Origin of the sequence: Flavobacterium flavipallidum, from assembly GCF_038289905.1 — a bacterium.
Taxonomy (GTDB): domain Bacteria; phylum Bacteroidota; class Bacteroidia; order Flavobacteriales; family Flavobacteriaceae; genus Flavobacterium; species Flavobacterium flavipallidum.
Genome location: NZ_JBBYHU010000023.1, coordinates 1 through 26,369, shown reverse-complemented (window position 1 = coordinate 26,369; position 26,369 = coordinate 1). Strand labels below are relative to the sequence as shown.

Annotated in this window: 18 protein-coding genes and 1 pseudogene; 5 read left to right on the top strand and 14 right to left on the bottom strand. The window is 33.3% G+C overall.

Translation table 11 applies throughout. From position 1 onward, the window contains the following. Positions 1 to 36: 36 nt before the first annotated feature. Positions 37 to 777 carry a tRNA pseudouridine(38-40) synthase TruA gene (truA, locus tag AAEO59_RS11270; RefSeq protein ID WP_341700843.1) on the bottom strand — a complete coding sequence of 247 codons (741 nt, stop codon included), beginning with the start codon at positions 775 to 777 and terminating at the stop codon, positions 37 to 39. A gap of 115 nt (positions 778 to 892) precedes the next feature. On the opposite strand from truA, the gene AAEO59_RS11265 reads away from it, so the two are divergent. Then, positions 893 to 1,390 (top strand): metallophosphoesterase family protein, encoded by a 498-nt coding sequence (locus AAEO59_RS11265; protein ID WP_341700842.1) that lies wholly within the window; start codon positions 893 to 895, stop codon positions 1,388 to 1,390. On the opposite strand, the gene AAEO59_RS11260 is transcribed toward AAEO59_RS11265, so the two are convergent. The 3 genes from AAEO59_RS11260 to AAEO59_RS11250 all read right to left on the bottom strand — a co-directional run bounded on the left by AAEO59_RS11260 (position 1,391) and on the right by AAEO59_RS11250 (position 4,290). Next, the gene (locus AAEO59_RS11260; RefSeq protein WP_341700841.1) at positions 1,391 to 2,959 is read right to left on the bottom strand and encodes a tetratricopeptide repeat-containing sensor histidine kinase; all 1,569 of its coding nucleotides are present in this window, start codon (positions 2,957 to 2,959) and stop codon (positions 1,391 to 1,393) included. A gap of 154 nt (positions 2,960 to 3,113) precedes the next feature. After that, positions 3,114 to 3,776, bottom strand: a complete 663-nt coding sequence (locus AAEO59_RS11255; protein WP_341700840.1) for a response regulator transcription factor — start codon at positions 3,774 to 3,776, stop codon at positions 3,114 to 3,116. Between the two features lie 100 nt (positions 3,777 to 3,876). Beyond that, the gene (locus tag AAEO59_RS11250; RefSeq protein WP_341700839.1) at positions 3,877 to 4,290 is read right to left on the bottom strand and encodes a DUF4293 domain-containing protein; all 414 of its coding nucleotides are present in this window, start codon (positions 4,288 to 4,290) and stop codon (positions 3,877 to 3,879) included. A gap of 186 nt (positions 4,291 to 4,476) precedes the next feature. On the opposite strand from AAEO59_RS11250, the gene rho reads away from it, so the two are divergent. Next, a complete protein-coding gene (gene rho, locus AAEO59_RS11245) occupies positions 4,477 to 6,306 on the top strand; it encodes a transcription termination factor Rho (protein WP_341700838.1) in 1,830 nt (609 codons plus the stop codon). Positions 6,307 to 6,422: 116 nt separating this feature from the next. On the opposite strand, the gene AAEO59_RS11240 is transcribed toward rho, so the two are convergent. The 4 genes and pseudogenes from AAEO59_RS11240 to AAEO59_RS11225 form a co-directional block, all read right to left on the bottom strand. Continuing rightward, positions 6,423 to 7,637 (bottom strand): RsmB/NOP family class I SAM-dependent RNA methyltransferase, encoded by a 1,215-nt coding sequence (locus AAEO59_RS11240; RefSeq protein ID WP_341700837.1) that lies wholly within the window; start codon positions 7,635 to 7,637, stop codon positions 6,423 to 6,425. Positions 7,638 to 7,840: 203 nt separating this feature from the next. Then, positions 7,841 to 8,728, bottom strand: a pseudogene (locus AAEO59_RS11235) (dienelactone hydrolase family protein). Positions 8,729 to 8,835: 107 nt separating this feature from the next. Next, on the bottom strand, positions 8,836 to 11,073 hold the full coding sequence (locus AAEO59_RS11230; RefSeq protein WP_341700836.1) for a TonB-dependent siderophore receptor: 2,238 nt from the start codon (positions 11,071 to 11,073) through the stop codon (positions 8,836 to 8,838). Positions 11,074 to 11,410: 337 nt separating this feature from the next. Then, positions 11,411 to 12,808 (bottom strand): alpha/beta hydrolase family protein, encoded by a 1,398-nt coding sequence (locus AAEO59_RS11225; protein ID WP_341700835.1) that lies wholly within the window; start codon positions 12,806 to 12,808, stop codon positions 11,411 to 11,413. A gap of 184 nt (positions 12,809 to 12,992) precedes the next feature. Here AAEO59_RS11225 and pafA point away from each other — a divergent pair, with 184 nt between their 5' ends. Next, the gene (gene pafA / locus AAEO59_RS11220) at positions 12,993 to 14,612 is read left to right on the top strand and encodes an alkaline phosphatase PafA (RefSeq protein WP_341700834.1); all 1,620 of its coding nucleotides are present in this window, start codon (positions 12,993 to 12,995) and stop codon (positions 14,610 to 14,612) included. Between the two features lie 62 nt (positions 14,613 to 14,674). On the opposite strand, the gene nudK is transcribed toward pafA, so the two are convergent. The 6 genes from nudK to AAEO59_RS11190 all read right to left on the bottom strand — a co-directional run bounded on the left by nudK (position 14,675) and on the right by AAEO59_RS11190 (position 21,144). Continuing rightward, complete coding sequence (nudK, locus tag AAEO59_RS11215) at positions 14,675 to 15,256, bottom strand: GDP-mannose pyrophosphatase NudK (RefSeq protein WP_341700833.1); 582 nt, start codon at positions 15,254 to 15,256, stop codon at positions 14,675 to 14,677. Between the two features lie 78 nt (positions 15,257 to 15,334). Then, on the bottom strand, positions 15,335 to 16,606 hold the full coding sequence (locus AAEO59_RS11210) for an adenylosuccinate synthase (RefSeq protein WP_341700832.1): 1,272 nt from the start codon (positions 16,604 to 16,606) through the stop codon (positions 15,335 to 15,337). Positions 16,607 to 16,670: 64 nt separating this feature from the next. Next, positions 16,671 to 17,156 carry a Fur family transcriptional regulator gene (locus AAEO59_RS11205; RefSeq protein WP_341700831.1) on the bottom strand — a complete coding sequence of 162 codons (486 nt, stop codon included), beginning with the start codon at positions 17,154 to 17,156 and terminating at the stop codon, positions 16,671 to 16,673. Between the two features lie 126 nt (positions 17,157 to 17,282). Beyond that, a complete protein-coding gene (locus AAEO59_RS11200) occupies positions 17,283 to 19,505 on the bottom strand; it encodes a RelA/SpoT family protein (RefSeq protein ID WP_341700884.1) in 2,223 nt (740 codons plus the stop codon). Positions 19,506 to 19,645: 140 nt separating this feature from the next. After that, entirely contained in the window at positions 19,646 to 20,431 is a 786-nt protein-coding gene (locus AAEO59_RS11195) for a TrmH family RNA methyltransferase (protein WP_341700830.1), read from the bottom strand. Positions 20,432 to 20,460: 29 nt separating this feature from the next. Then, positions 20,461 to 21,144 (bottom strand): cell division ATP-binding protein FtsE, encoded by a 684-nt coding sequence (locus AAEO59_RS11190; protein WP_341700829.1) that lies wholly within the window; start codon positions 21,142 to 21,144, stop codon positions 20,461 to 20,463. A 168-nt stretch (positions 21,145 to 21,312) separates the two neighbouring features. Here AAEO59_RS11190 and AAEO59_RS11185 point away from each other — a divergent pair, with 168 nt between their 5' ends. Together AAEO59_RS11185 and AAEO59_RS11180 are read left to right on the top strand one after the other, a co-directional pair. After that, positions 21,313 to 24,324 (top strand): tetratricopeptide repeat protein, encoded by a 3,012-nt coding sequence (locus tag AAEO59_RS11185; protein ID WP_341700828.1) that lies wholly within the window; start codon positions 21,313 to 21,315, stop codon positions 24,322 to 24,324. Between the two features lie 118 nt (positions 24,325 to 24,442). Further along, complete coding sequence (locus AAEO59_RS11180) at positions 24,443 to 26,197, top strand: porin family protein (RefSeq protein ID WP_341700827.1); 1,755 nt, start codon at positions 24,443 to 24,445, stop codon at positions 26,195 to 26,197. The last annotated feature ends 172 nt before the right edge of the window (positions 26,198 to 26,369 follow it).

Below are 26,369 nucleotides of genomic sequence, written 5' to 3'. Positions count from 1 at the left end.
TTTGAATTTTAAAAACTAAGGACTAGTTACTAAGGACTAATCCTTTATGTAAGGATATTTAATTTTTGTTAAATACAATCCGTGTGCAGGAACCGAAAAACCGGCTTTTTCTCTGTTTTTACTTTCGATAATAGCTATGAAATCGTTTAAATTTATTTTGTGTAAACCAATATTAACCAATGTTCCCACAATGGAACGTACCATATTTCTCAAAAAACGATTGGCCGAAATGGTAAAAATTAGCTTGTTCCCTTCCTTTTTCCAATAGGCTTCATAAATGCTGCAATCAAATGTATTCACATCGGTATGTACTTTTGAGAAACACTGAAAATCGGTATAATTTAATAACAATTGTGCCGCTTCATTCATTAAATCGATATCTAAAGTTTGATTGTAATACCAACTTTGTTCCTGCAAAAAAGCATCTTTAAATGTATTAATGTGATATTCATAGGTTCTTTTAGTAGCATCAAATCTACAGTGTGCTTCATTGTCTACTGGGAAAATTCCGTAAATCACGATGTCTTTTGGAAGATAGGAATTAAGTTTGTGAATTAACTTAGGAATATCAAAAGCTGTTTCAAAATCAAAATGGGCATACATTTCCTTTGCATGAACCCCGGTGTCTGTACGTCCGGCACCCATCAAACTAATTTCAGAATGCAATAAAACGGAAAATGCCTTATTTAGAGTTTCCTGTACTGAAGCAGCATTTGGCTGTATTTGCCATCCATGATAAAGGGTTCCGTTGTAGGCTAATTTTATAAAATATCTCAAGTTTTTTATCTCAAAGTTTCAGAATTTCAAAGGTACAAAGTTTTTATGTTGCAAAAAGGTTAAAAGTTTTTTCGTCTCCAGTATCTTTGTTGTTTTGCAACTTTTATCCATTTAGATGAAAAAAATTCTTTTGCTTTCGGATACGCACAGTCATATCGATGATACTATTTTAAAATATGTTGAGCAGGCTGATGAGATTTGGCATGCAGGAGATATTGGTGATTTGCAAGTGACTGATACTTTAAAAAAATATAAGCCCCTAAGAGCGGTTTATGGAAATATCGATGGAGCAGAAGCACGATTAGAATTTCCGTTGCATAATCGCTTTATGTGTGAAGAAGTTTCAGTTTGGATTACACATATTGGTGGTTATCCGGGCAAGTATAATCCAAATATTAAAGCTGAGATGCAGGCTAATCCACCCCAATTGTTTATTTGTGGGCATTCGCATATTTTAAAAGTAATGTTTGATAAAAAACATAATCTTTTACATATGAATCCGGGAGCTTGTGGAAAAAGTGGTTTTCATCAAGTACGTACTATGTTGCGATTTGTAATTGAAGGAGATAAAATCAAAGATCTCGAGATCATTGAATTAGGAAAAAGGGTTTGATTAACTTTTGTATTCAATAGGAGCTATAATTTTTATTGAAGTTCCTTCATTTGGTTTAGAGATAATTCTGAATTTTCCCTCCATTGTGTTAACCCTTGCTTTAATTTGGTTCAAACCAAAACCTTCAATTGTTCGGTAATTTTTAATTTCAAAACCTATTCCATTGTCTTTTATGAGGATATGTAAATGAGAGTCGATTTGTTTGATGCTTACTTTTGCCTTGGTGGCTTTACTGTGTTTGATGATGTTGTTTAGCAATTCACTGATAATGAAATACATTTTCATTTCGAATTCTTCGTTATATCGGGTTTCGTCGTTTACATTTGTTGAATAATTGAATTCAAGGGAAGAGTTTGAATGGGATTCGCATAAGTCATTTAAAGCATAGAATAGTCCAAAACGAGCCAATAATGAAGGTAAAAGTTGGTGTGATAAATCCCTGATTTTATAGTGAGTTTGAATAAGAATGGATTTTGTTTTAGTGATTTCTTCACTGTTAGTATCATTTTTTGAAGAAAAAACGGTTAAATGCAGCGATGCCGAAGAAAGTAAGGCGCTTATGTTATCATGTAAAAAGGAAGCTATCCTTTTGCGTTCTATTTCCTGACCATTTATCGAAGCTGTAATGATATTCTCTTGGATTTTACTTTCAATTTCTCTGAGTTTATTTTTTTGTTTTAATTGGGAATTTTGAAAATATAAATAAGAGAAAACGATTATGAGTAGTAATGCGAAAATAATTGCAATACTAATTAATCTGTTTTTAGATTGTTTTTCTAATAGTAATTGGTGATTAGTTTTGTATTCTGTTTTTATATGGTCAATTTCTCTTTTGTACTCGTCAATTTCAAGGTTGATCCCAATGACATTTAGTTTTTTTAAGCGTTCTTCTCGTTTAAGTTCGTTCGTTATTTCGTTATAAGCGTGAAGATTTTCATAAGCCCTTTTGTATTTTTTGATTTTAAATAGAAATGAAGAGTATTCTTCATGGGCATAAGAGAGGTCAGTTTTGTCTACATCATTCTGTCCTAGTTTGATGGCATTTTCAAAATAAAAAGTAGCTTTTTTATCATTGTTTTTGTAGGATTCATACATGCCGTTAAGCATATTTAAGATAACGATAGTAGAGCTGTCGCTGTGTTTTTCCTGAAATAAGTTAATGTATTTTAGATAGGGAAGTCCTAATTCAAATTTATGTACGTCAAAATAAGCCCAGGCAATATTAAACTTAGTAAGGAAAATGGCTGAAGAATCGGCTATTTTAGTGCTGTATCGGAGTGATTTTCGGTAATAGTAAATTCCTTTACTGTATTCTTTTTTGTCAAAACAATAGATATTGCCTAAATTATTGTAGAGCCAGTTTTTTAGATTTAAGTTATTTGTTCTGCTGGCGTAAATCAATGATTTTTTGTAATAAAACAATGCTTTTTCGTATTCTCCCAGTTGATCAAAGTTGGCAGCTATGGTGTTGTAATTTAAGGCGATAAGGTTGTTGTCTTTTAAGAGGATAGCGTTTCCTAAGGCTTCTCTGGAAAGAATTAAAGATTTTTCAAATTTTTCTAATTTCATTAAAGCTGTCGCTCTTTGAGTCAAAGTTGTGACCTCTTTATGTATTTCATTTTTTGTTTGCGAAAATAAAAGATTCGTACAGCAAATCATGAGTACTAAAAGCAAGCTATGAAAACATTTTTTAAGCATAGAAAAAAGTTGAAAGTGCTTTGATTTATGGATTGATCAAATTGTTTTTTAGAGCAAATTTGACCAAGCTAATTGTGTTCTTAGCATTTAATTTTTTCAGGATATTTTTACGATGTGTCTCAACAGTGTTGGCACTAATAAATAGTTTTTCAGAAATTTCTTTTCCGCTATATTCTAAAGCAATCAGTGTGATTATTTCAATTTCTCTACCGCTGAGTTGGTACTCATTGCTTATTGTTGTTTTGTTGAGTTTTGGGTTTTTTTTCGTTGCCGAATTGAATATGGTTTCCCTCACCTGATTCGAAAAATATTCTTCACCGGTATTAACTACTTGTATGGCTTCAACTATGTGTTCTCCAGCGCATTGTTTTGTTAAGTAACCACTGGCGCCTAATTTCATTACTTCCTGAATTACTTTAACATCATCATAAGTAGAGAGTACAATTACTTTACAAGGAAAGCCTTTCTTAGCAAATTCTCTTAAAACTTCGATACCATCTTTTTCCGGCATACTAATGTCAAGGACTAAAATATCGGTGGCATTGTTTGAAACTTCTTCATAAAGTTCTGTTCCCTTTAAGGAAAATCCAACAACATTAAAATTAGGTATCGAGTTCAATAAAGTTCGCATACCATCAATGAGTACTTTGTGATCGTCGGCTAAATGGATACGTATTGTTTTTTTCATAAGAAGCTACTATTGTTCCCAAATGTAAAAAAAATAAAACAAAAAAACCCGAATATAAATTCGGGTTTCCTTCGCACTAAATAAATTAAAATTTATAGGTTTACCTCAATCGATCCACAGATTTTACAAGATCCTCATCCTTTTTAATGGCTTTGTTGGCTAAAACTAAAGCTACAATAGCAAAAATAGGTAGAAACATCCCAATACCTTTCTCAGAAACGCCAGGCATTTCTCCAGATAAATTTAGTGAATGATATATAAACAATCCTAATAAAATCAAATTTAATATGATATTCAATCTGTTGATTACAAATTGGTTTTGTCTTTTTTTATAGGATAAAATACTAACTATTGATAATGTGGTACTCAGGCCAAATAAAACTACATAAAGCTGATTTTGCATAAATAAAAAAGCTTTACCATCACTCAATGTCCATAAAGGAAAAATAAAAGGCAAAACTCCTGTAATTACAAAAGCTAAAAGCAAATATATGGTTTGAATTCGTTGTATCATTTTCTCAATATTGTTGCACAAAAATATATTTTCTTTTTATAAAATACTATTTGCATGATAAAATTTTATTCGTATTATTGCAATATAATACCGTAAGCACTTCATACTGCGGTCAATTCATAATAAAAAACTACCTATCTTTTTTTTAAAGAATCCCCATTTTAAATTAAACACATAAATACATACATGTTTGATATTTCGGCATTAAAAGAAATGAAGCTTTCTGAGCTTCAACAAATAGCTAAAGCTGCTAAAACAATAAAATTCAACGGTGTAAAGAAAGAAGCTTTAATAACAAGTATTTTAGAGTTTCAGAATTCTTTGAAAACAACCGAAGTTGAAGAAAAAGATAGCGTTGCTGCAACTGAAGATAAACCCAAAAGAGTTCGTATTACACCAGTCAAAAAACAACTTGATAAAAAAACTGCTGCAAATGTTCCTGATACTAATTCGGAAATTTTAGATGTAAATACGAATGTTGAATCTGAATTACTAAAGGAAGAAATTGTAAAAGAAGATGTAGTTGTTACAGTTGAGGAAACTAGCGATAATGCTGAAGTTGTTCCTGAAAGAAAGAAACCTGGGAAATTTAATAAAGCAAATTATGAAAAGAAAATTGCTTTAAAAAAAGAGAAGGAAAATAAAGTTGTTGCGCAACAAAGTGACGCTCCTGTTGTGGAAGAAAAACAAGGAGAAGAAGCAATCGAAGGTGCTGCAGATGTTGAAGCTAATCCAAATGTTAAGAGACAGCATCAACACGATCGCAAGCGAACTGATGAAACAAATCAACATAAACAACATCAGAATCAAAATCAGCAGAATTCGAATCAACAAAATCAAAATCAAAACCCGAATCATAAGAATAAGAAAAACAACAATTTCAGAGATGCTGATTTTGAGTTTGACGGAATTATCGAAAGTGAAGGTGTTTTAGAAATGATGCCTGATGGTTATGGTTTTTTACGTTCTTCGGATTATAATTATTTAGCTTCACCTGACGATATTTATTTATCAACTTCTCAAATCCGATTATTTGGTTTAAAAACCGGTGATACTGTGAAAGGAGTGGTGAGACCACCTAAAGAAGGAGAGAAATTCTTTCCTTTAGTACGTGTGTTAAAAATTAACGGACACGATCCTCAGGTAGTTAGAGACCGAATTTCTTTTGAACACTTAACGCCTGTATTTCCTTCTGAAAAATTCAAATTAGCCGAAAGAGAAAGTTCAATTTCAACTCGAATTATTGATTTGTTTTCTCCAATAGGTAAAGGGCAACGTGGTATGATTGTGGCACAGCCTAAAACAGGTAAAACCATGCTGTTGAAAGAAATTGCAAATGCTATTGCAGCTAATCATCCGGAGGTGTATTTAATCGTATTGTTGATTGATGAGCGTCCTGAGGAGGTTACAGATATGCAACGTTCTGTAAGAGGTGAGGTAATTGCTTCAACTTTTGACAGAGAGCCTCAAGAGCACGTTAAAATTGCGAATATCGTTTTGGAAAAATCAAAAAGATTGGTGGAATGCGGACATGATGTGGTGATTCTTTTAGACTCCATTACACGTTTAGCGAGAGCTTACAATACCGTTCAACCAGCTTCAGGAAAAGTTTTGAGTGGAGGGGTTGATGCCAATGCTTTACAAAAACCAAAACGTTTCTTTGGAGCGGCTCGTAATGTAGAAAAAGGTGGTTCATTAAGTATTATTGCTACTGCTTTGACCGAAACTGGTTCAAAAATGGATGAGGTTATTTTTGAAGAGTTCAAGGGAACTGGAAATATGGAGTTGCAATTAGATAGAAAAATTGCCAACAAACGAATCTTCCCTGCTATTGATTTGACATCTTCAAGTACACGTCGTGATGATTTATTGTTGGATGATAATACACTACAAAGAATGTGGATTATGCGTAAATATCTTTCTGATATGAATCCGGTGGAAGCCATGGAATTTATAAACGATCGTTTTAAGAAGACCAGAAATAACGAAGAGTTTTTGATTTCGATGAACGACTAATTTTAGAAGGCAGAATTTAGATTGCAGATTTCAAGATTGCAATTTTGATTATATATAAAAAAAGCGATTTTCAAAATGAAAATCGCTTTTTTTATGGTCTCTTTCAGCCGACTGAACTAAGCTTTTCTTTCCAACAAAGCCATATAAAATCCATCAAAACCAGATTCTGAAGCTAATATTTTTCGGTCTTCAATAAAAGTAAATTGTTTACCAATTTCGGTTTTCAAAAAGCGTTCTACCTGTTCCTGATTTTCTGATGGAAGAACTGAACAAGTAGCGTAAACTAATTTTCCGCCAGGTTTTACAATTTTAGAATAGTTTTCTAAAACTTCCGCTTGTACTTTACGGATGTTGTCAATAAACTCCGGTTGTAATTTCCATTTGGCATCCGGATTTCTTTTTAGAACTCCTAAACCGCTACAAGGCGCATCAATCAAAACGCGGTCTGCTTTTTCATGAAGCTTCTTAATTACTTTGGTTGTATCAATAACTCGGTATTCTACATTGAAAACGCTGTTTCTTTTTGCTCTTAACTTTAATTGCTTTAATTTACTTTCGTATAAATCCATAGCAATTAATTGTCCTTTGTTTTCCATCAAAGAAGCAATATGAAGTGTTTTTCCTCCTGCACCAGCACAGGTGTCCACGACACGCATTCCTGGTTTAACATCTAAAAACGGAGCTACTAACTGCGAACTAGCATCCTGAACTTCAAACAAACCTTCTTTGAAAGCATCGGTTAAAAAAACATTAGCGCGTTCTTTTAAGACTAAAGCATCAGCCTGATCCGGAAGAAATTCAGTTTCAATATCTAAATCCATTAAGATGGCTCTTAATTTTTCTTTAGTTGTTTTAAGGGTGTTGGTTCTTAGAATAACTTTAGCAGGTTGGTTTTGAGCTGCAATTTCTTTAGCCCAAACGTTTTCGCCTAATTCTTTAACACCTATTTCATCCATCCAGTCCGGAATAGATTCTTTGAAAACACGGTTTTTTGATAATTCGTCAAAACGTCCTTTGATTTTTCTTTCAGGTGTTCCTTCCAGTTGACGCCAGTCAGGAATTGGGTAACCTCTTAAAACAGCCCAAACAGCAAACATTCTCCAAAGATTGTCTCTGTCAAAAGGCTCTTTAACTTCGGCAATTTCGGAATATAGTCTTTTCCAACGAACAATTTCGTAAATCGTTTCAGCAACAAATTTCCTGTCGGAACTTCCCCAACGTTTGTCTTTTTTTAAGGCTCTTGCTACTACTTTATCGGCATATTCTCCTTCGTTAAATATCGCATTTAGAGAATCGATAGTAGTATATACTAAGTTTCTGTGTAATCTCATTGTATTTATTTGAGCTGCAAAGGTACTATTAAATGATTTGAAATTAAATTAATACTGTTTATTATTTCAAATTAGTACATTAATCCCTATAGATTGGGAGAATTAAAAAATTACTGCAAATTCGCAAATTATTCAAGAATAACTGTTCTATAAAATTTGCGAATTTGCGGTTATAATGGCTGCTTATTTTTAAAGTGCGTTTGTTATTTTAATTTCTCTTTGAAAAACTCAATTGTTCTTGACCAAGCTAAAGTGGCGGCTTTTTCATCATATCGAGGTGTAGTGTTGTTGTGAAAACCATGATTGACATTAAGGTAAATATATGCGGTGTTTGGAACATTGTTTTTCTTTAAAATAGCTTGAAATGCTGGCCAGCCTTCATTGACTCTGCTGTCTAAGCCTGCATATTGTAATAATAGTGGGGTTTTGATATGTTCGGCTTCTTCTGCGGTGGGTTGGCCACCTTAAAAAGGAACGGCAGCATTTAATGTTGGAATTTTTACCGCCATTAAATTAGCAATCCAACCTCCAAAACAAAATCCAACCACTCCAATGTGTCCATTACAATCTGGATGATTTTTTAAATAATAATAAGCAGCGATAAAATCTTCGAGCATTTCGTAGCGGTCTCTTTTCTTTTGCATTTCTCTTCCTTCATCGTCATTTCCGGGATAACCGCCAAATGGAGTTAAAGCATCTGGAGCTAAACTGATAAAACTATCTACGGCCAGTCGTCGGCCTACATCTTCTATATAGGGGTTTAATCCACGGTTTTCGTGAACAACAATTATTCCGGGAAGTTTTTTGTTGCTTTTACTTGGTTTAGAAAGCAAGGCTTTTATTTTTCCTCCACCTTTTGGAGAATCATAAGTGATATAATTGGATTCTATTCTTGGATCATCAGCTGCTACGAGTGTTGTGTTAACATAATCGGGAGTTATGAAACTTAGTAAAGAAGGCAGGGTTAATGTGCCTACAGCAAAAACAGAAAGTTTTTCGATAAATTGTCTGCGCTCAATTTTGTTGTGGGCGTAGTCGTCGTACAAGTCAAATATTTCCTGACTGATATCTTCTTTAGTTATTTTTTTCATTGTTGGATGAATTAATTTCGAGATAGCTTAAAAGTAATTATTTTTCGACAGTTTTAAAAACAAAAAAGCTCCCAATTAGGAGCTTTTAGAGTAAACCGGAAAGGTTCTTATAATTTGTATCTAAGGCTTGCCATTACCTGACGAGGAGCAATAGGATTCACACTATAGTTTTCGTGAACAGTATAGTTCAACTCGTTAGTGATGTTCGATAATTTACATAAGATGGAAAATTTCTTCCACTCGTAACCAACAGAAGCATCAATTGTAGTGTATCCTTTTAACGGGATGTCTCTGTCTTCAATTGTAACAGTATACTCTTTTGGATTAGTATCAGGAACTGCTGTCCATACATAGCGATCATTCCATCCTCCGGTTCTGTCTCCGATGTAACTAGCAATAGCTCCAAAACTTAATCCTTTTAATACGCCACTAGGTAATTTGTAGAAGAAACTTAAGTTAGCAGTATGTCTTGGTGTTCTAGCAAGAATATCTCCAACTACTAAACTTCCACTTGTCCCTGAAGATTTAGAGATCTTTGTCTCATTAAAACTATATCCGGCAATAATGTTTAAACCTTCTGTAGGTCTTGCAGTGATATCAACTTCGACACCTTTTCCTTTTGTTGCACCTACTAATTCTTTTAAGTTATTGTTTACGTTTAGTGTAACACCGTCAGCTTGATATTGAGCAGTTTGAGCTAAATTATTATTGTTTATTTGATACACAGTCACATTTGTACTTAAAATTCCTCTCCAAAAGTCTTTTTTGATACCTACTTCAAATTGGTCAATAATAGATGGATCTAATGTTTTTAAGTCAACTGTCGTTCCAGTATTTGGTGTAAATGAGTTGGAATAACTTGCGAAAATGGACATATCTCTGTTAGGTTGAATTACTATACCTCCTTTAGGAGACCAAGCTTTGTTGAAAGTTTTTGCTGTAGTAGTTGTTATATCAGTTGCTAAAACTTTTGTGTCAACATCAGCTTCTTGCCAAGACCAGCGAATACCTCCTAAAACTTTGATGTATTCATTGATGGAAATTAAATCTTGTGCATAAGCTCCAAAGCGTTGTGTGTTAGTTGTAGCTAATTGTGTCGCTTGTGAGAAAGGTATTTCTGTACTTTGTGTGCTATAGTCATAATCAAAAAGGTTAATTGTACCATAGTCAGCTAGGGCAAAAGCAAAAGTATAACTTGGAGCTATAGAATTTTCATAATCAACACCAGTAAATATTTGATGTTTGATACTCCCAGTATTAAATGTTCCTTGTAAGCTCAATTGGTCTCCAAAAATTCTTTCTGCGGCATCGGCTTGTGTCAAACCTCTTTTCCAGTTTCCGGTAGAAGTGACACCGTTCATTTGAGCTGTAGATTTTTGAGTTCTTCTATATGATTGGAAAGATGAATTGAAAGCTAATTTCCAGTCTTTATTAAAATCATGGTTTAATAATATCGATGCACTAGCAGATTTAGTGTTACCATTTGACCAAAGTGCTCCAAAATATTTGTTGCGAGGAATATTTAAAACAGTCTCCCCAATAATTCCAGTACCAAAATCCGGAGTCCAGTCGGCACTTAGGTAATCTCCTTGTGCGATGATTTGAGTTTTTTCGCTAATCTTGAATAAAAACGAAGGGTTGAAATAGATACGATCGTTTTTTACATAATCTCTAAAACTTTTTGAGTTCTCATAAGAACCTGTGAAACGATAAGCAATGTATTTGTTTAGTGGACCGTAAAAATCTACTGAAGGTTTGTAAAAATCATAACTTCCTGCCTGCATCGAGATTTCACCTCCTTTTTCAAATTTTGGTGTTTTAGTAACCAAATTTAAAATCCCTCCCGGAGCTACATTTCCAAATAATAAGGCAGAACCTCCTTTTAAAAATTCTACTTTTTCTAAACCAGAAACTTCAGGTATAGAACCAGCATTATATCTGAATCCATTTTTAAACATATTGTTGGCAGACATGTCGTAACCTCTTGACCAAAAAGATTCCTGAGCACCTCCACGAGCAGAACCTACATAAACTCCATTGGCATTTTTAATTACTTCACTTAAACGAATAGCTTGTTGTTGCGTGATAATTTCGTTGTCAATAACCTGAACACTTTGTGGTAAATCCATGATTTTAATACCAGAACGCGCTGCCGAAACAGGTTTTTGAGGTTTGTTACCTGTAATGGTTACCTCTTTTAGGATTTGCCCTTTTTTGTTTTTAATGGTGTCAAAAGGATTTGAAATAATTTCCGAATTATTGTGGTTTAATGCTGAAGCAATTTCTTGAGCTTGGTTTGGTATTGAAAATAATAGTGCTATTGTAGGCAGTAAAATTTTTTTCATCTCGATTTTATTTGGATTCATTTAAAATAACGGTGCAAATGTATAACCTCAAATTGGTTTTACAAAATGTTATTTGGAATAAATAAAAATAAAAATTAACAATTGCTTTAGAAATTGTTTATTATTTCTTTAGTAGGAATTTTAAAATTTGGATAGAAGTTTATATAAATTGGTTGGTTTTGTTTTTAAAGTGTTGAAAATAAGGTATTTGTTGTGTTTTTTGAATTAAAAAAGATGAAAAGCTAAATTTAAATTGAAGTGATCCCATCTTTCAGGAAAAAAGAATGCTTTTGGAAAAGCGTACCACAGTTACTCCAATTTAAGTCAAATTTTAATATTATTTATTCAATTTTGGTGTGAAAAGATAGTTTTTAAAGAAGCTATAAAGACTATTTAATGTAGTTTCAGTTTGCGGAACTGCATGTCCCTTTCCATAATTGATGAGTGTATCAGTTGGAACTTCTAAAGCATCTAATTTGATTTTGAAGTTGTTGATTTGGTCGCCATAATAGGGATCGTCGTCCGTATTATAGAAGAATAGTGTAGGAGCTGCGGTTTTTTCTACTAAATAGGAAGAACCCATAGAGTTCCATAAATTTCTGTTATGCTCTAATGCTCCCCAAACCCAAGGACATCTTTGTTCTAAATTCTTATCGCCATCATCGATTGTATTGTAAATTAAGGTGTAGTCAAAAACTCCAGGGCCCAATGCTGCAGCCTGAACATCATCGGCAACACCAATATGAAATCCTGCCTTTTCTATTTCTTCGATTTTTTTGTCACCAATAGCCATGGAACCAGCCGTAGAACCTCTGGAAAAACCAAATATTCCTATTTTGTCTGAAAGGCCATTTTCTTCAGCAAAAACTCTTAAAGTTCTTATGGCTGATTTCACTTTCTGAGCAGTATCTGGATTGGTTTCAAATGATTTGAAAGAATCATTTGGTCCATTGGGTGTTTTGCCCTTTCCCCATTGACAATATTTTGGATGATCGGCAATAGCCCATGCCATTCCTTGCGCTGCTGCACCTTCTAAAAAAGAATCATTAAAACCGGCAAATGAATAGGGTAGAAAGAGTCTCTGGTCTTTATATGCATCGGTTAGCATTCCTTTTTTGTTATCAAAAAAAGCATAGCTGTTACTATATGAAAATGATAAAATTGTTGGGATTTTATTTTTTGGATTATAGGGATATATGATATCCATGTGCAATGGATCGCCTATTGTGTATTGCTCGGGACTGTTGTATATTTTAGGGTTATCAATAAAATAAGTAATATCGCGGGCAATTCTATAACCTTCAAAAAGGATGTAGGATTTATTGAGGGAACAATTTTTTAAACCGCAAAAGTTAGCAGCAGCTATGGAATCATTGATGCTGATAATATCTTCATTTATTTTAAGTCCAATGGCATTTTTATTTTTTTTATAATCCAATTCAATGACGCGGTAACCCTGTGATAGAAGCCATTGTATGTTTTTTTTATTACTGATCCTACCAATTTTTTTTAGAGATAGATTTTTTAAATAAACGACGGTAACATAATTTCCATTGTAATCTTTTGTTGGATTTGTAGATTCAGTTATTTTAAAAGTAATGTTAGAACCAACCGTTAGACTTTTCCATTTTCCTGTAGCAGCATTCGTAGAAATAATTGTGATCAGGTTTAATAAAATTGTAAGAAACAGATTTTTAATAGAAATTATCGAAAAAGAAGAGAAACTGTATTTCATTTTTGATTTAGTAAATGCTCATTTATAATGATGATATTACAAAAATAAGTTTTTAGATTGATTTGAATAATAGTTGTAAAATAGAATCTTAGATTTACTGTGAAAAATACTTTTTTGATAACTTTTTAATAATCTTTAAAAGCGTTGATATTTTGTATTTTTGTTAGATATCATAATTTAAAACATGAAGAAAATAGTTTCACTTTTTGCACTGGCAACAATCTTTAATTCGTATTCACAGCAAAGACCAAAATTAGTTGTAGGTATCGTCGTCGACCAAATGAAAATGGAATACCTCTATCGGTTTTCTGATGATTTTTCATCAAATGGTTTTCGTAGATTAATGAACGACGGTTATGTATATCATAACACTCAATATAATTATATGCCCACTTATACCGGGCCAGGGCATGCGTCCATTTATACCGGAACCACGCCTGCTATCCATGGAATTATGGGTAACACTTGGTTTGATAAGTCTACAGGAAAATCAAGATATTGTACAGATGATGCTACGGTTACTATTTTGGGTAATGGAGATGCAGAGGAAGGAAAAATGTCTCCACTTAATTTAGAGACAACAACTATGACTGACGAACTTCGTTTGGGGACTAATTTTAAAGGCAAAGTAATAGGCGTAAGTGTTAAAGACCGTGGAGCAATTCTTCCTGCGGGACATTTTGCTAATTGGGCATTTTGGATGAGTGATTCGGGTAATTTTATTTCAAGTACGTTTTATGGAACGGAATTACCAAAGTGGGTAAATGATTTCAATTCTAAAAAGAAATACGAAAGTTATTTAAATCAAAAATGGTCTTTGTTAAAACCCGAATCGGTTTATGATAAAAGTTTAGCCGATGATAATCCATACGAAGGACTATTATATGGAAGTAAAAAAGCTGTTCTTCCTTATGATTTAAAGGCAATGTATACAGAAAAAGGAGCAAAAGTTATTAAAACAACTCCTTTTGGAAATGATATTTTGGCTGATTTTGCTAAAGAAATTATTGCTAATGAAAATTTAGGCGCTGATAATGAAACTGATTTTTTGGCACTTAGTTTTTCTTCTACAGATTATATAGGGCATTTAATGGGGCCACGTTCGAGAGAAATTCAGGACACTTACCTAAGATTAGATGAAACTATAGCTGATTTTCTAAATTATTTAGATTCAAAAGTAGGTAAGGGGAATTACCTGATTTTTTTAACAGCTGATCATGCTGGTGCCGAAAATGTAAATTTCTTAAAAGATAATAAATACGCTGTAGAAGCGATAGATTATAAGAAACTTTCAAATCAATTAAGGGAATTTTCTAAAACAACTTTTGGAACAGATTTAGTTTTAAACTATTCCAATTTTAATTTGTTTTTTGATAAAAAGAAAATCAAAGATTCAGGTTTGACTTTGGCTGAAGTTAAAACTACTTTTAGTGATTTTTTAATGACCATGCCTCAGGTAAAAAGAGTATATACAGATGAAGCTATTCTTTCAGCTAATTCTACTGATTATTTTTTAAATTTTATCAGTAAAGGTTATGATCCTAAGCAAAACGGTGATTTAGTAATTTTGGATAAACCAGGCTATATTCAGCATGAAGGTAAAGGAACTTCACATGGAACACCTTTTAATTATGATACTCATGTTCCGTTGCTGTTTTTTGGTTGGAAAATTAAAAAAGGGGAGTCTTTCGAGAAAAAAGTAATTACTCAAATTGCACCAACAATTACGCAGAAATTAAAAGTTGATTTTCCTAACGGTACAGAAGCTAATGTGTTAACTGAAGTATTAGAGAATGATGAATAAATGGAATAAAAAAGGGACTGCAAAAGTCCCTTTTTTATTGATTCTAATGATAATTTCTATGATTATAATCCTAAATTAATTCTGCCATACTGCAACAACATAATCGTTTTGGCGTCTTTTAATTCTCCGGTTTCAATCATGTTGTAGGCTTGTTCAAAAGGCATTTCTAAAACCTGAATGTTTTCCTGTTCGTGTTCTAGTCCGCCACCTTCGCTCACTTTCATAGAAGCGTCATATTCGCCTACAAAAAGATATAAAATTTCAGTTATGGCTCCCGGAGACATATAGGTTTCCATTATTTTTTTTACCTTAGAAATTCTGTATCCGGTTTCCTCTTCTGTTTCTCTGATGATGCATTGTTCCGGTTCGTCTTGATCTAACAAACCAGCACAAACTTCAATCATCATTCCGCTTTTGTTTCCGTTTAAATAAGTAGGTAAGCGAAACTGACGGGTTAAAATGATTGTTTTATTCTCTTTATTGTAAAGCAAAATTGCTGCTCCGTTTCCTCGGTCATAGACTTCTCTTTGTTGGGTAATCCAGCTTTTGTCTTCTTTTTGATAATTAAAAGTTACTTTGTTTAGAATGTACCAATTATCAGAAAGTAATTGGGTTTCTTTAATTTCTATTTCTGGATTACTCATATGCTTTTTGTATTTGGGCTTATAATTTGAAAATATTACCGATAAAAAAACGCTCTGAAAAATCAGAGCGTTGTAATGTTATTTAGCTATAGTTTGTTTTCTATCTGGACCAACAGAAACAATCTTGATAGGCACTTCTAATTCTTTTTCAATGAATTCGATGTATTCTTTTAATTCAACCGGCAATTCTTCATAAGTTGTCATTCCAGTTAAGTCTTGTTTCCATCCTTTGAATTCTTTGTAAACCGGAGAAACATTTTCTTCTTCTACATTATAAGGGAAGTGAGAAATGTTTTGTCCTTTGTAGTTGTACTCAGTACATACTTTTAAAGTATCAAATCCAGAAAGAACATCACCTTTCATCATCATTAATTGCGTTACACCATTAACCTGAACAGCATATTTTAAAGCAACTAAGTCTAACCATCCGCAACGTCTTGCTCTTCCTGTAACTGATCCAAATTCGTTACCTACTTTTGCCATTGTAGCACCTACTTCGTCGAAAAGTTCAGTTGGGAAAGGTCCACTACCTACACGTGTTGTGTAAGCTTTGAAGATTCCGTAAACTTCTTTGATTTTGTTAGGAGCAATTCCTAAACCAGTACAAGCTCCAGCAGCTGTAGTGTTAGAAGAAGTTACAAATGGATAGGTTCCAAAATCAACATCTAATAATGAGCCTTGAGCTCCTTCGCACAAGATTGATTTACCAGCTTTTTGAGCTTGGTGCATGTATTCTTCACTATCAATAAAGTCTAATTTTTTGATTTCTTCGATAGCTTCAAAAAATTCAGCTTCTAATTCAGGTAAGTTATATTGTAATTCAACACCGTAAAATGCAATCATTGCTTCGTGTTTGTCAGCAAGGGAACGGTATCTTTCTTTGAAGTCTTCTAATTCAATATCTCCAACACGTAATCCGTTTCTACCTGTTTTGTCCATGTAAGTTGGGCCAATACCTTTAAGTGTAGATCCGATTTTTGCTTTACCTTTAGAAGCTTCAGAAGCAGCATCTAATAAACGGTGTGTTGGTAAGATTAAGTGTGCTTTTCTTGAAATGATTAATTTCTTTTTGATATCGATGTCAAATTTTGCTAATCCTTCGATTTCCTTTTGAAATACAACAGGATCAATTACAACACCGTTTCCAATAACATTTACCGCTGATTTATGGAAAATTCCAGAAGGAATGGTTCTAAGTACGTGTTTAATTCCGTCAAATTCTAAAGTATGTCCTGCATTTGGTCCTCCTTGGAAACGAGCAATGATATCATAATTTGAGGTAAGAACGTCAACAATTTTTCCTTTTCCTTCATCTCCCCATTGTAATCCTAATAATAAATCTACGGTCATTTTTAATTTATTTAATCTTTAATTTGTTTTGGCGAATTTAAAACGCCTTTATTAACTAAATGTGTTATTGATTCTCTTCTTGATTTTCTTCTGTTTTTGGTTTTTTCTTGGTTCCATAAAAATACAAAGAATGGTTACTGATTTCCACATCAAAAATTTCTTCAATTGTTTTTTTGATAGTTTGTATTCTTGGGTCACAAAATTCAACTACATCTCCAGTATCAGTCATAATAAGGTGATCGTGTTGTTTGTCAAAATAGGACTTTTCGTAATGTGCCTGATTTTGTCCAAACTGATGTTTGCGAACTAAAGCACAGTCTAATAGTAACTCTATGGTATTGTATAAAGTGGCTCTACTGACACGGTAGTTTTTATTTTTCATTTTGATATATAGGTTTTCTATATCAAAATGTTCTTCACTTTCATAGATTTCCTGAAGTATAGAGTAGCGTTCAGGCGTTTTTCTATGGCCATTTTTCTCAAGATACATCGTAAAAACGTTTTTTACAATTTCCTGATTTTTGTTGTTATTTGTGGAAATGAGTGTCATATTCGGCAAAGATAATTTTTTATTTTAATAGTTTTCAAGTTTAAATGCTTATAAGAGAATAATTTTTGTTCTTTTTTGTTGAAAAAGTATTTTGCTTCTAAAAAAGAATCAGGAATTAGGCCTTAATTAATTTTTGTAAACTCGGGTTACCCTATCAATTCCGTCAATTTTCTTAATATTTTCAATTAGTTTTTTCAAAATGGTAATGTTTTGTACAACAACAGTTAATTGCCCTTTAAAAAGTCCTGCTTCTCCGCTCAATGAGATACTTTGTATGTTGACATTCATATTGTTCGAAATCACTTTGGTTAATTCATTCGTTAATCCAATACTATCCATACCTGTGATATTCAGGGTCGCTTTAAATTCCTGCTGAGTTGAGTCAATCCATTTAGCAGGCATTATGCGGTAAGCATAATTGGATTGTAGAGAAATTGCATTAGGACAATCTTTTTTATGTACTTTAATTCCTTCGTTGATAGTAACGAAACCAAAAACCTGATCACCCGGAATTGGGTTACAACAAGTCGAAAGTTTGTAATCTAACTTGTCCTGTTCTTTGCCAAAAACTAATAAATCATAATTGTTGTTGACAACTGGTTTGTGAATATCCGTATCGGCAGTATTTCCTCCGGTACGTTTGATTTTGTTTTTGAAGAAATTGATTAAAGTGTTACTTTTTTGAGCGGCAAAATCTTTTAATTGCTGGTTGTCTATAGTGCCAAGTCCTACTCTGTAAAACAAGTCCAAACTGGTTTTAAGATGGAAAAAGTTAACTAATTCGTTTGTTACGGATTCATTTAAATTAATTTTCAGATGTTTTAATTTACGACTGAGTATTTCTTTTCCTTCTTCGGCAATTTTCTTAGTGTTTTCATTAAGAACATTTTTAATTTTTGTTTTAGCTCTTGAAGTCGTAACATAATCCAGCCAGTTTGCGGTAGGTTTTTGATTTGGCGAAGTGATAATTTCTACTTGGTCTCCACTTTTTAATTCGTAGTTTAAAGGCACTAATTTACCGTTAACTCTCGTTCCTCTGGTCTTAATTCCTATTTCTGAGTGAATACTGAAAGCAAAATCTAGTGAAGTAGCTCCTTTAGGTAGTGATTTAATATCTCCTTTAGGGGTAAAGATGTAGATTTCTTTTGAATACAAATTCATTTTGAAATCTTCTACAAAGTCAATTGCATTAGTTTCTTGATTTTCTAATGCTTCTCTAAGTAGATTTAGCCAAACATCTAAGCCTCCTTCTTCAGTAGCTCCGTTTTTGTATTTGTAATGTGCAGCATATCCTTTCTCGGCAATTTCATCCATACGCTCACTACGTACCTGGATTTCAACCCAACGGCCTTTTGGTCCCATTACGGTAATATGCAGGGCTTCATACCCTGTAGATTTAGGAGAAGAAATCCAATCTCTTAATCGACTTGGACTTGGTCTGTAATGATCTGTAACAATTGAATAGATTTTCCATGCCAGGAATTTTTCATCATGGGGTTCAGATTTGTAAATGATACGGAGTGCAAATTTATCGTAGACTTCGTCAAAAGTAACGTTTTGCGTTTTCATCTTTCTACGGATAGAGTAGATAGATTTTGGTCTTCCTTTTATGATGTAGTCTAATCCTTCAGCATCTAATGAAGCTTTTAAAATATCCGAAATATCTTTTATATAGGCGTCTTGTTGTTCTTTGGTTTCCTTTATTTTACTGGCTATCTCATTGTAAATTGTAGGTTCGGTATATTTTAGACCTAGGTCTTCTAATTTTGTTTTAATGTTGTAAAGTCCCAAACGATGAGCCAAAGGAGCATAAATATACAAAGTTTCTGAAGCGATTTTAACCTGTTTGTGGTCATCCATGGATTCCATGGTTTGCATATTATGTAATCGATCAGCAATTTTAATTAATATAACACGAACATCATCGTACAAAGTCAACAACATCTTACGGAAGTTCTCGGCTTGCATTGACACATTCATGTCTTTTTGCACAATAGAAATTTTAGTCAAACCTTCAACTAGTTGCGCTACTTTAGGGTTGAACATGCGTTCAATATCTTTGACAGTTGTTGGGGTGTCTTCAACTACATCGTGCAATAGGGCAGCAGCAATAGATGTTGCTCCAAGACCAATTTCAGATGCTACAATTTTAGCTACGGCTATAGGATGGAAAATATAGGCTTCTCCAGATTTTCTTCTTTGGTCTTTATGGGCGTCAACTGCAACATCAAAAGCTTTACGGATAAGTTTTTTATCATCAGTTGTTAACGTTTGGTAACTTATACGAAGCAGTTCTTTGTATTCTTGGGCAATGGCTTTATTTTCTTTTTCGATATCTATTTCTGTCATAATTGCAGTGTTCATTTTCTAAAAATAACGATAAGTTGGCATATATGCAAGAGTTGGGATTGTAGATTTTAGATTTCTGACTTTTGATTTTAGATTTAAAAACAGCTGCATTCTAAAATCTAAAATCTTCCTTCTGCGATTTAGAATCCTCTTTGTCTTTTAGCTTCAAAAATTAGTATGGCTGCAGCAACCGAAACGTTCATGCTGTCAATTTCTCCCTGCATCGGGATAATGATGTTTTGAGTAGCAGCATCACGCCATTCCTGAGTAAGTCCGGTCGCTTCTGTACCAACGACTAAGGCAGTGGGTTGGGTATAATCCTGAGTGTGGTAACTGGTAGAATTTTGCAAAGTAGCACAATAGAAATTGATGTTTTTTTCTTTTAAAAAAGTAATGATTTCTGAAGTGCTTGCTGTTGCAATTTGGTTAGTGAATAAACAGCCTACGCTGGAGCGCACGATATTTGGGTTGTATAAATCACTTTTTGGATTGGCAATAATTACTGCATCAAGATTAGCGGCATCAGCAGTTCGTAAAAGAGCGCCAATATTTCCCGGTTTTTCCGGTGCTTCCGCTACTAAAATCAGTGGTGTTTCAGAAAGTTTTAAATCAGAAAGTTGTAAGGATTTAGATTTGGCAACAGCCAAAACTCCTTCGGTAGTGTCTCTGTAGCTAAGCTTTTGGAAAACTTCTTTGTTGATTTCTATAAAATCGGCGCGTGGAGCTAGTTTTTTAGCTTCTGTTTCGCTGCAAATTTCAGGATAAAATAATATGGTTTGGATTTCGTAATTGCCTTTTACCGCTAATGAAATTTCACGGACACCTTCAATTAAAAAAGTACCGCTTTGTTTTCTGTTTTTGGCTTTTTCCTGTAATAATACTAAAGATTTTATGAATGGATTTTGAATGGACGTAATTTGTTTCAAGAGATTCTAAATTTTAGTATTGGAATAAATTAAACAGTTCTTTGAACTACCTCAAAAATTTTAGAATCCTCACATTTTAATGTTTTTGATGGGAATTTCATCAAAATAGCATAATCGTGAGTAGCCATGATAACTGTTTTTCCGTTGGCATTGATTTTTTTCAAAACATCCAAAACTTCAACGCTTGTTTGAGGATCAAGGTTACCTGTAGGTTCATCAGCTAGGATAAGTTCCGGGTCGTTCAATAAAGCTCTAGCAATGGCAACACGTTGTTGTTCACCGCCGGAAATTTGATGAGGCATTTTAAGCGCATGGTTTTTCATGCCTACTTTGTCTAAAACTTCTGCAATTTTATTTTCCATTTCTTCCTTGTCAGTCCATCCAGTTGCTTTCAGTACAAAAAGCATATTGTCTTGAATAGAACGATCTGGTAAAAGTTTGAAATCCTGGAATACGATCCCAATTTTACGTCTTAAAAACGGAATGTCATTTTCTTTAAGTGTTTCTAAGTCAAAGTCAACAATGTGTCCTGTGCCTTCCGTTAAAGGTAAATCAGCATAAAGAGTTTTCATTAAACTACTTTTTCCAGAACCAGTTTTTCCAATAATGTATAGAAATTCACCATGGTTTACTTCCAGGTTTACATTTGATAAAATTACTTTACCACCTTGGTATATGGTTGCGTTTTTTAATGACAGTACGGCTTGAGACATAAAATTTGCATTTGTTTAGAGTGTAAAAGTAATTATCAATTATGAAATAGCAATAATCAATTGGTAGTTTTTTGTGTGCTGTTAAAATTTTTGTTCATAATAAAAAGGAATAGCATCTCGTTATGACTCTTATAATATGATATATTTGAATATTAAAATTTAATACAAATGCGCAAATTTTCCTGGCTCTTTTTTTTGTTGGTTTTTGCTAAAACCAATACGCTATTAGCACAGAAATCATCTATATATACTAATGGTTTAAAAGATTATAACAGAGCAGTTTCGTTATATAAAGACAATCAGTATGCTTCGGCTCAGTTTCTTTTTGAAAAAGTAAAAGAAGAGACTAAAGACGAGGAAGTAAAATCAGATTGTGCTTATTATGATGCCAGTTGTGCTGTGCGTTTGGGGCACGCCAATGCGGATGTTTTGATGGAATCTTTTTTAGAAACTTATCCAACAAGTTCTAAAAGTAATCAGGCTTATACCGAAGTGGCGCATTATTATTTCAATCAGGGAAATTATAAAGAAGCGTTGCGTTGGTTTGAAAAAACCGATGAAAGTCAGTTAAGCGCAAAAGACAAAGACCGTTTTAATTTTCAAAAAGGGTATAGTCTTTTTAGTTCCAATAATAAAAAAGAAGCTTCTAAATATTTCAATAAAGTACTAAACTCGGAAACTTACGGTCCTCAGGCCAAATATTATCTGGGTTTTATGGCTTATGAAGGCGATAATTATCAGGAAGCTAATAAATATTTTGATCAAGTTTCAGGGGATGAAAAATATGCCGAAAAATTATCCTATTATCAAGCTGATATGAGTTTCAAGTCGGGGAATTTTGAGAAAGCCATCGAGCAGGGACAAAAAGCAATGGCAAAATCGACTCCTGCTGAAAAATCAGAACTGAATAAAATCATTGGCGAAAGCTATTTTAATTTAAAAAAATACAACGAAGCTATTCCTTATTTAGTTGCTTATAAAGGTAAAAGGGGGAAATGGAATAATACCGATTATTACCAATTAGGTTATGCGTATTATAAACAAAATGATTTTGAAAATGCTATTGCTCAATTCAATAAAATCATCGGAGGAAAAGATGGTGTAGCGCAAAATGCTTATTACCATTTAGGAGAAAGTTATTTGAAATTAGATAAAAAACAACAGGCTTTGAATGCTTTCAAGAATGCTTCTGAAATGTCATTTGATGCTGCCATTCAGGAAGATGCTTATTTGAATTATGCCAAGTTGAGTTATGAATTAGGAAATTCGTATCAAAGTGTGCCAGCTGTTTTACTTGGTTTTATCAATAAGTATCCTAATAATCCCAATCGTCCTGTAGTGGAGAAATTATTGATTGATTCCTATATTTCATCAAAAAATTACAAAGAGGCATTGGTTTTATTGGAAAAAAATAAATCGCCAGAAAATAAACCAGCTTATCAAAAAGTAACTTTCTACAGAGGTTTAGAATTGTATACTGATAGAAGTTATTCGGCAGCATTACAGATGTTTCAAAAATCTTTAGCCAATTCTATTGACGCTCAATTTACCGCCAGAGCTACTTTCTGGAAAGGGGAGACTGAATATGTTTTGGAGGATTACAATAAATCTTTGTTGAGTTTCAAACAGTTTACAGGAATGACAGCTGCTGCTGCAACTCCTGAGTATAAAAACAGTAATTACAATGTGGCTTATGCTTATTTTAAATTGAAAGAATATGATTCGGCCGGAGATTTTTTTCAAAAATATATTGATAAGGTAAAAGATGATAAGACAAGGTTGATGGATGCTTATTTGCGTTTAGCCGATTGTCGTTTTGTGACTTCAAAATATTGGCCAGCTTTGGATGCTTACAATAAGGTAATCGAATTAAAAGGCGTTGACGCTGATTATGCCTATTATCAAAAAGCCCTTTGCTATGGATTTGTGGGGAAAAATGATAGAAAAATTGATGATTTGAATTCGTTTATACAAGTATATCCTAAATCGTCTTATCGTGATGATGCTATGTTTGAGATGGCTAATACTTATGTGGCAACTAACAAACAGGATTTGGCTTTAAAAACCTATGACCGATTAATTAGTGAGTATAAGAATAGTGCTTTTACATCCAGAGCTATTTTACGTCAGGGATTAGTTTATTACAATTCGGATAGAAATAACGAGGCTTTGGTGAAATTCAAAAAAGTAGCTGCCGAATATCCAAAGACTCCAGAGGCTCTAGAAGCCGTTGCTACTGCCAGATTAATTTATGTAGATATTGGAAAAGTAGGTGAATATGCTGCCTGGGTTCGTACATTGGATTTTGTTGCTGTTACCGATGCTGATTTGGATAATGATAGCTACGAATCAGCTGTGAAACAATATGAGCAAAATAATATTGCTCAGTCTATTTCTGGTTTTAAAGCTTATATATCAAGTTTCCCTAACGGAATTCACGCTTTGAAAGCTAATTATTATTTGGCGCAAGCCTATTATGGTGAAGGTCAAAAAGACAATGCGATTCCGTACTATCAATATGTGGTTAATGAGCCTAGAAATGAGTTTTCAGAACAATCTTTAACCCGTTTAGGCCAAATTTTATTAGTTAGCGGTGCTAAAGAAAAAGCAATTCCGGTATTAGCCCGATTAGAAAATGAAGCTGATTTGTTCCAAAATAAAGTTTTTGCACAATCTAATTTGATGAAATGTTATTATGAAAAGAAAGATTATGTAAATGCAGAAGCTTATGCCGAAAAGGTATTGGCTAATCCAAAAACAGATGATAATGTAAAGAGTGATGCGCAAATAATTATTGCACGTTCAGCAATTAAAAACGGTGACGAATCTAAGGCTAAAGCTGCTTATGCTAAAGTACTTCCAATTGCCAAAGGGGAATTAGCAGCTGAAGCTTTGTACTATGATGCTTATTTTAAAAATAAGGAAAATAAGTTTGAAGCATCGAATACTGTTGTTCAAAAATTAGCAAAAACCTATGCTTCATACCGTTATTACGGGGCAAAAGGTTTGGTGGTTATGGCTAAAAACTTTTATGGCTTAAAAGACAGTTTTCAGGCTACTTATATTTTAGATAGTGTCATTCAGAATTTCTCTGATTTCCCGGATGTGGTCGCTGAAGCACAAACGGAATTGAATGCTATAAAAGCAGAAGAAGCTAAAACTAATTCGTCAGTTAAATAAAAAGAAGCAAGAAACAAGAAGCAAGAGTAAAGAATATAAAGGAATACCGCTTTTAATGTTTTGTCAGGTCTTTTTTCTGTATTCTTTTCTCTTTCTTCTCAAATAAAAAACAAGAAATATGAAATTTAATTTTTCAAAAAAAATAATCGTATCGCTTTTCCTATTTATAGTGCAATTTTCTTTTGCCCAAAAGAAAAAAGAAAACATAGGTTCGGAAGAAGTGAATGTTGTAAAAGCGTATACGCCAACGATATCTGATGCGTCAAAAATTCAGGAATCACCGGTTCTTGATGATGAAGGAAATGCAAAAAAAGAAACGATTAAGTATTCTATTTTTTCTTTTCCGGTAGCTTCTACTTTTACACCCGCAAAAGGGAAGGCAGAAGGAGTTGAGAAAGAGGCAAAAGAAAAATTTTATAACAACTACCTGACTTTGGCTGCGGGAAATTACGGTGCACTTAATGCCGAATTGTTTGTGAATCAGGAATTAGGGAATAATGATTATGTAGGTGGAATGTTTCGTCATTTTTCTTCTCAGGGCGGAATTAATAATGTGAAATTGGATAACTGGTTTTATGATACTGCCTTAGATGCATTTTATGGTGCTAATAATGATAAAATGTCTTGGAATGTTGATTTGGGTTATCAAAATCAAGTGTACAATTGGTATGGATTACCAATGGATTTTGGAAGTACTTTGACACAAACAGATAGAAATAATCTAATTGCAGGGATTGATTCTAAGCATTCTTATAATGGTATTTCTTTGGGAGCTAAGATTGCTTTTAATGAAGGTGCTTTTAAAGATGCTTCAATGAAATTTACTCATTTTATAGATAGTTTTGGGTCGTCAGAAAATCGTTTTTTAATAAAACCTGCTTTGCAGTTTGATATTGCCGAAAAGTTTTTGACTACTAATATTATCGTGGATTATGTAGGAGGAACTTTTGATAAAAATTATACAAATACCAACACGGAAAAGATTAAGTATGGATTTACTAATTTAGGAATCGCTCCAAGTATTAATTTTCAGGAAAATGGCTGGGATGTAAAATTAGGAGCATCGTTGTTTTACAGTATGGATAAAACAGGAAATGATAATAAGTTCTTGATTTATCCAAATGTGAGTGTTGCTTACCCAGTTGTAGAAGATTTAATGATTTTTTATGCCGGAGCCGAAGGAAGTTTAGAGCAAAATTCTTATGCCGATTTTGTAAAAGAAAATCCGTTTTTATCGCCTACACTTTCTATTGCGCCAACAGATAAACAGTATGAGGTTTTTGCTGGTTTGAAAGGTAAATTGGCTTCGAGTGTGAGCTATAATTTACGCGGATCTTATAATAATGAGAGAAATAAAGCTTTATTTAAGGCTAATGATTATACTGAAGTTTCTACAAATGAAAATTATGCTTTTGGGAACTCATTTCAAGTGGTTTATGATGATGTGAGAACATTTCGTTTTTCAGGTGATTTGAAAGCAGATTTCTCAGAAAATGTAAGTTTTGGAATAGGCGGGACTTTTAGTAGTTATACAACTGATTTACAACAGGAAGCCTGGAATTTGCCTGCAATTGAAATTAATTCGTCAATCGATTTTAATATTACCCCAAAATGGTACGCTGGTGCTAAGTTGTTTTATGTAGGGGAAAGAAAAGATATGCAAACTAATATTGATTTGAATCCAGTAGGTTCTCCAGTGAAATTAGGTAGTTATGTAGATTTGAACGCACATGTTGGTTATAAACATAATTCGCAATTAACAATATTTTTGAAGTTGAATAACATAACGAATAACTCTTATCAAAAATGGTTGAATTATCCAGTGCAAGGTTTTCAGGTGATGGGAGGAGCTAATTACAAATTTGATTTTTAATATTTTAGTTTTAAACGCAAAGTTTAAAAAGGTTTAACCGCAAAGTGATTTAGGCACATTCAGAAGTAATCTATCTTTTGAATAAAAATTAAAGAAAATGACCGATTTTAGATATCCATTATCGGTCATTTTTGCTTTTTGAGATTTTTCAAGATATAGTTTCGGCTAAAAA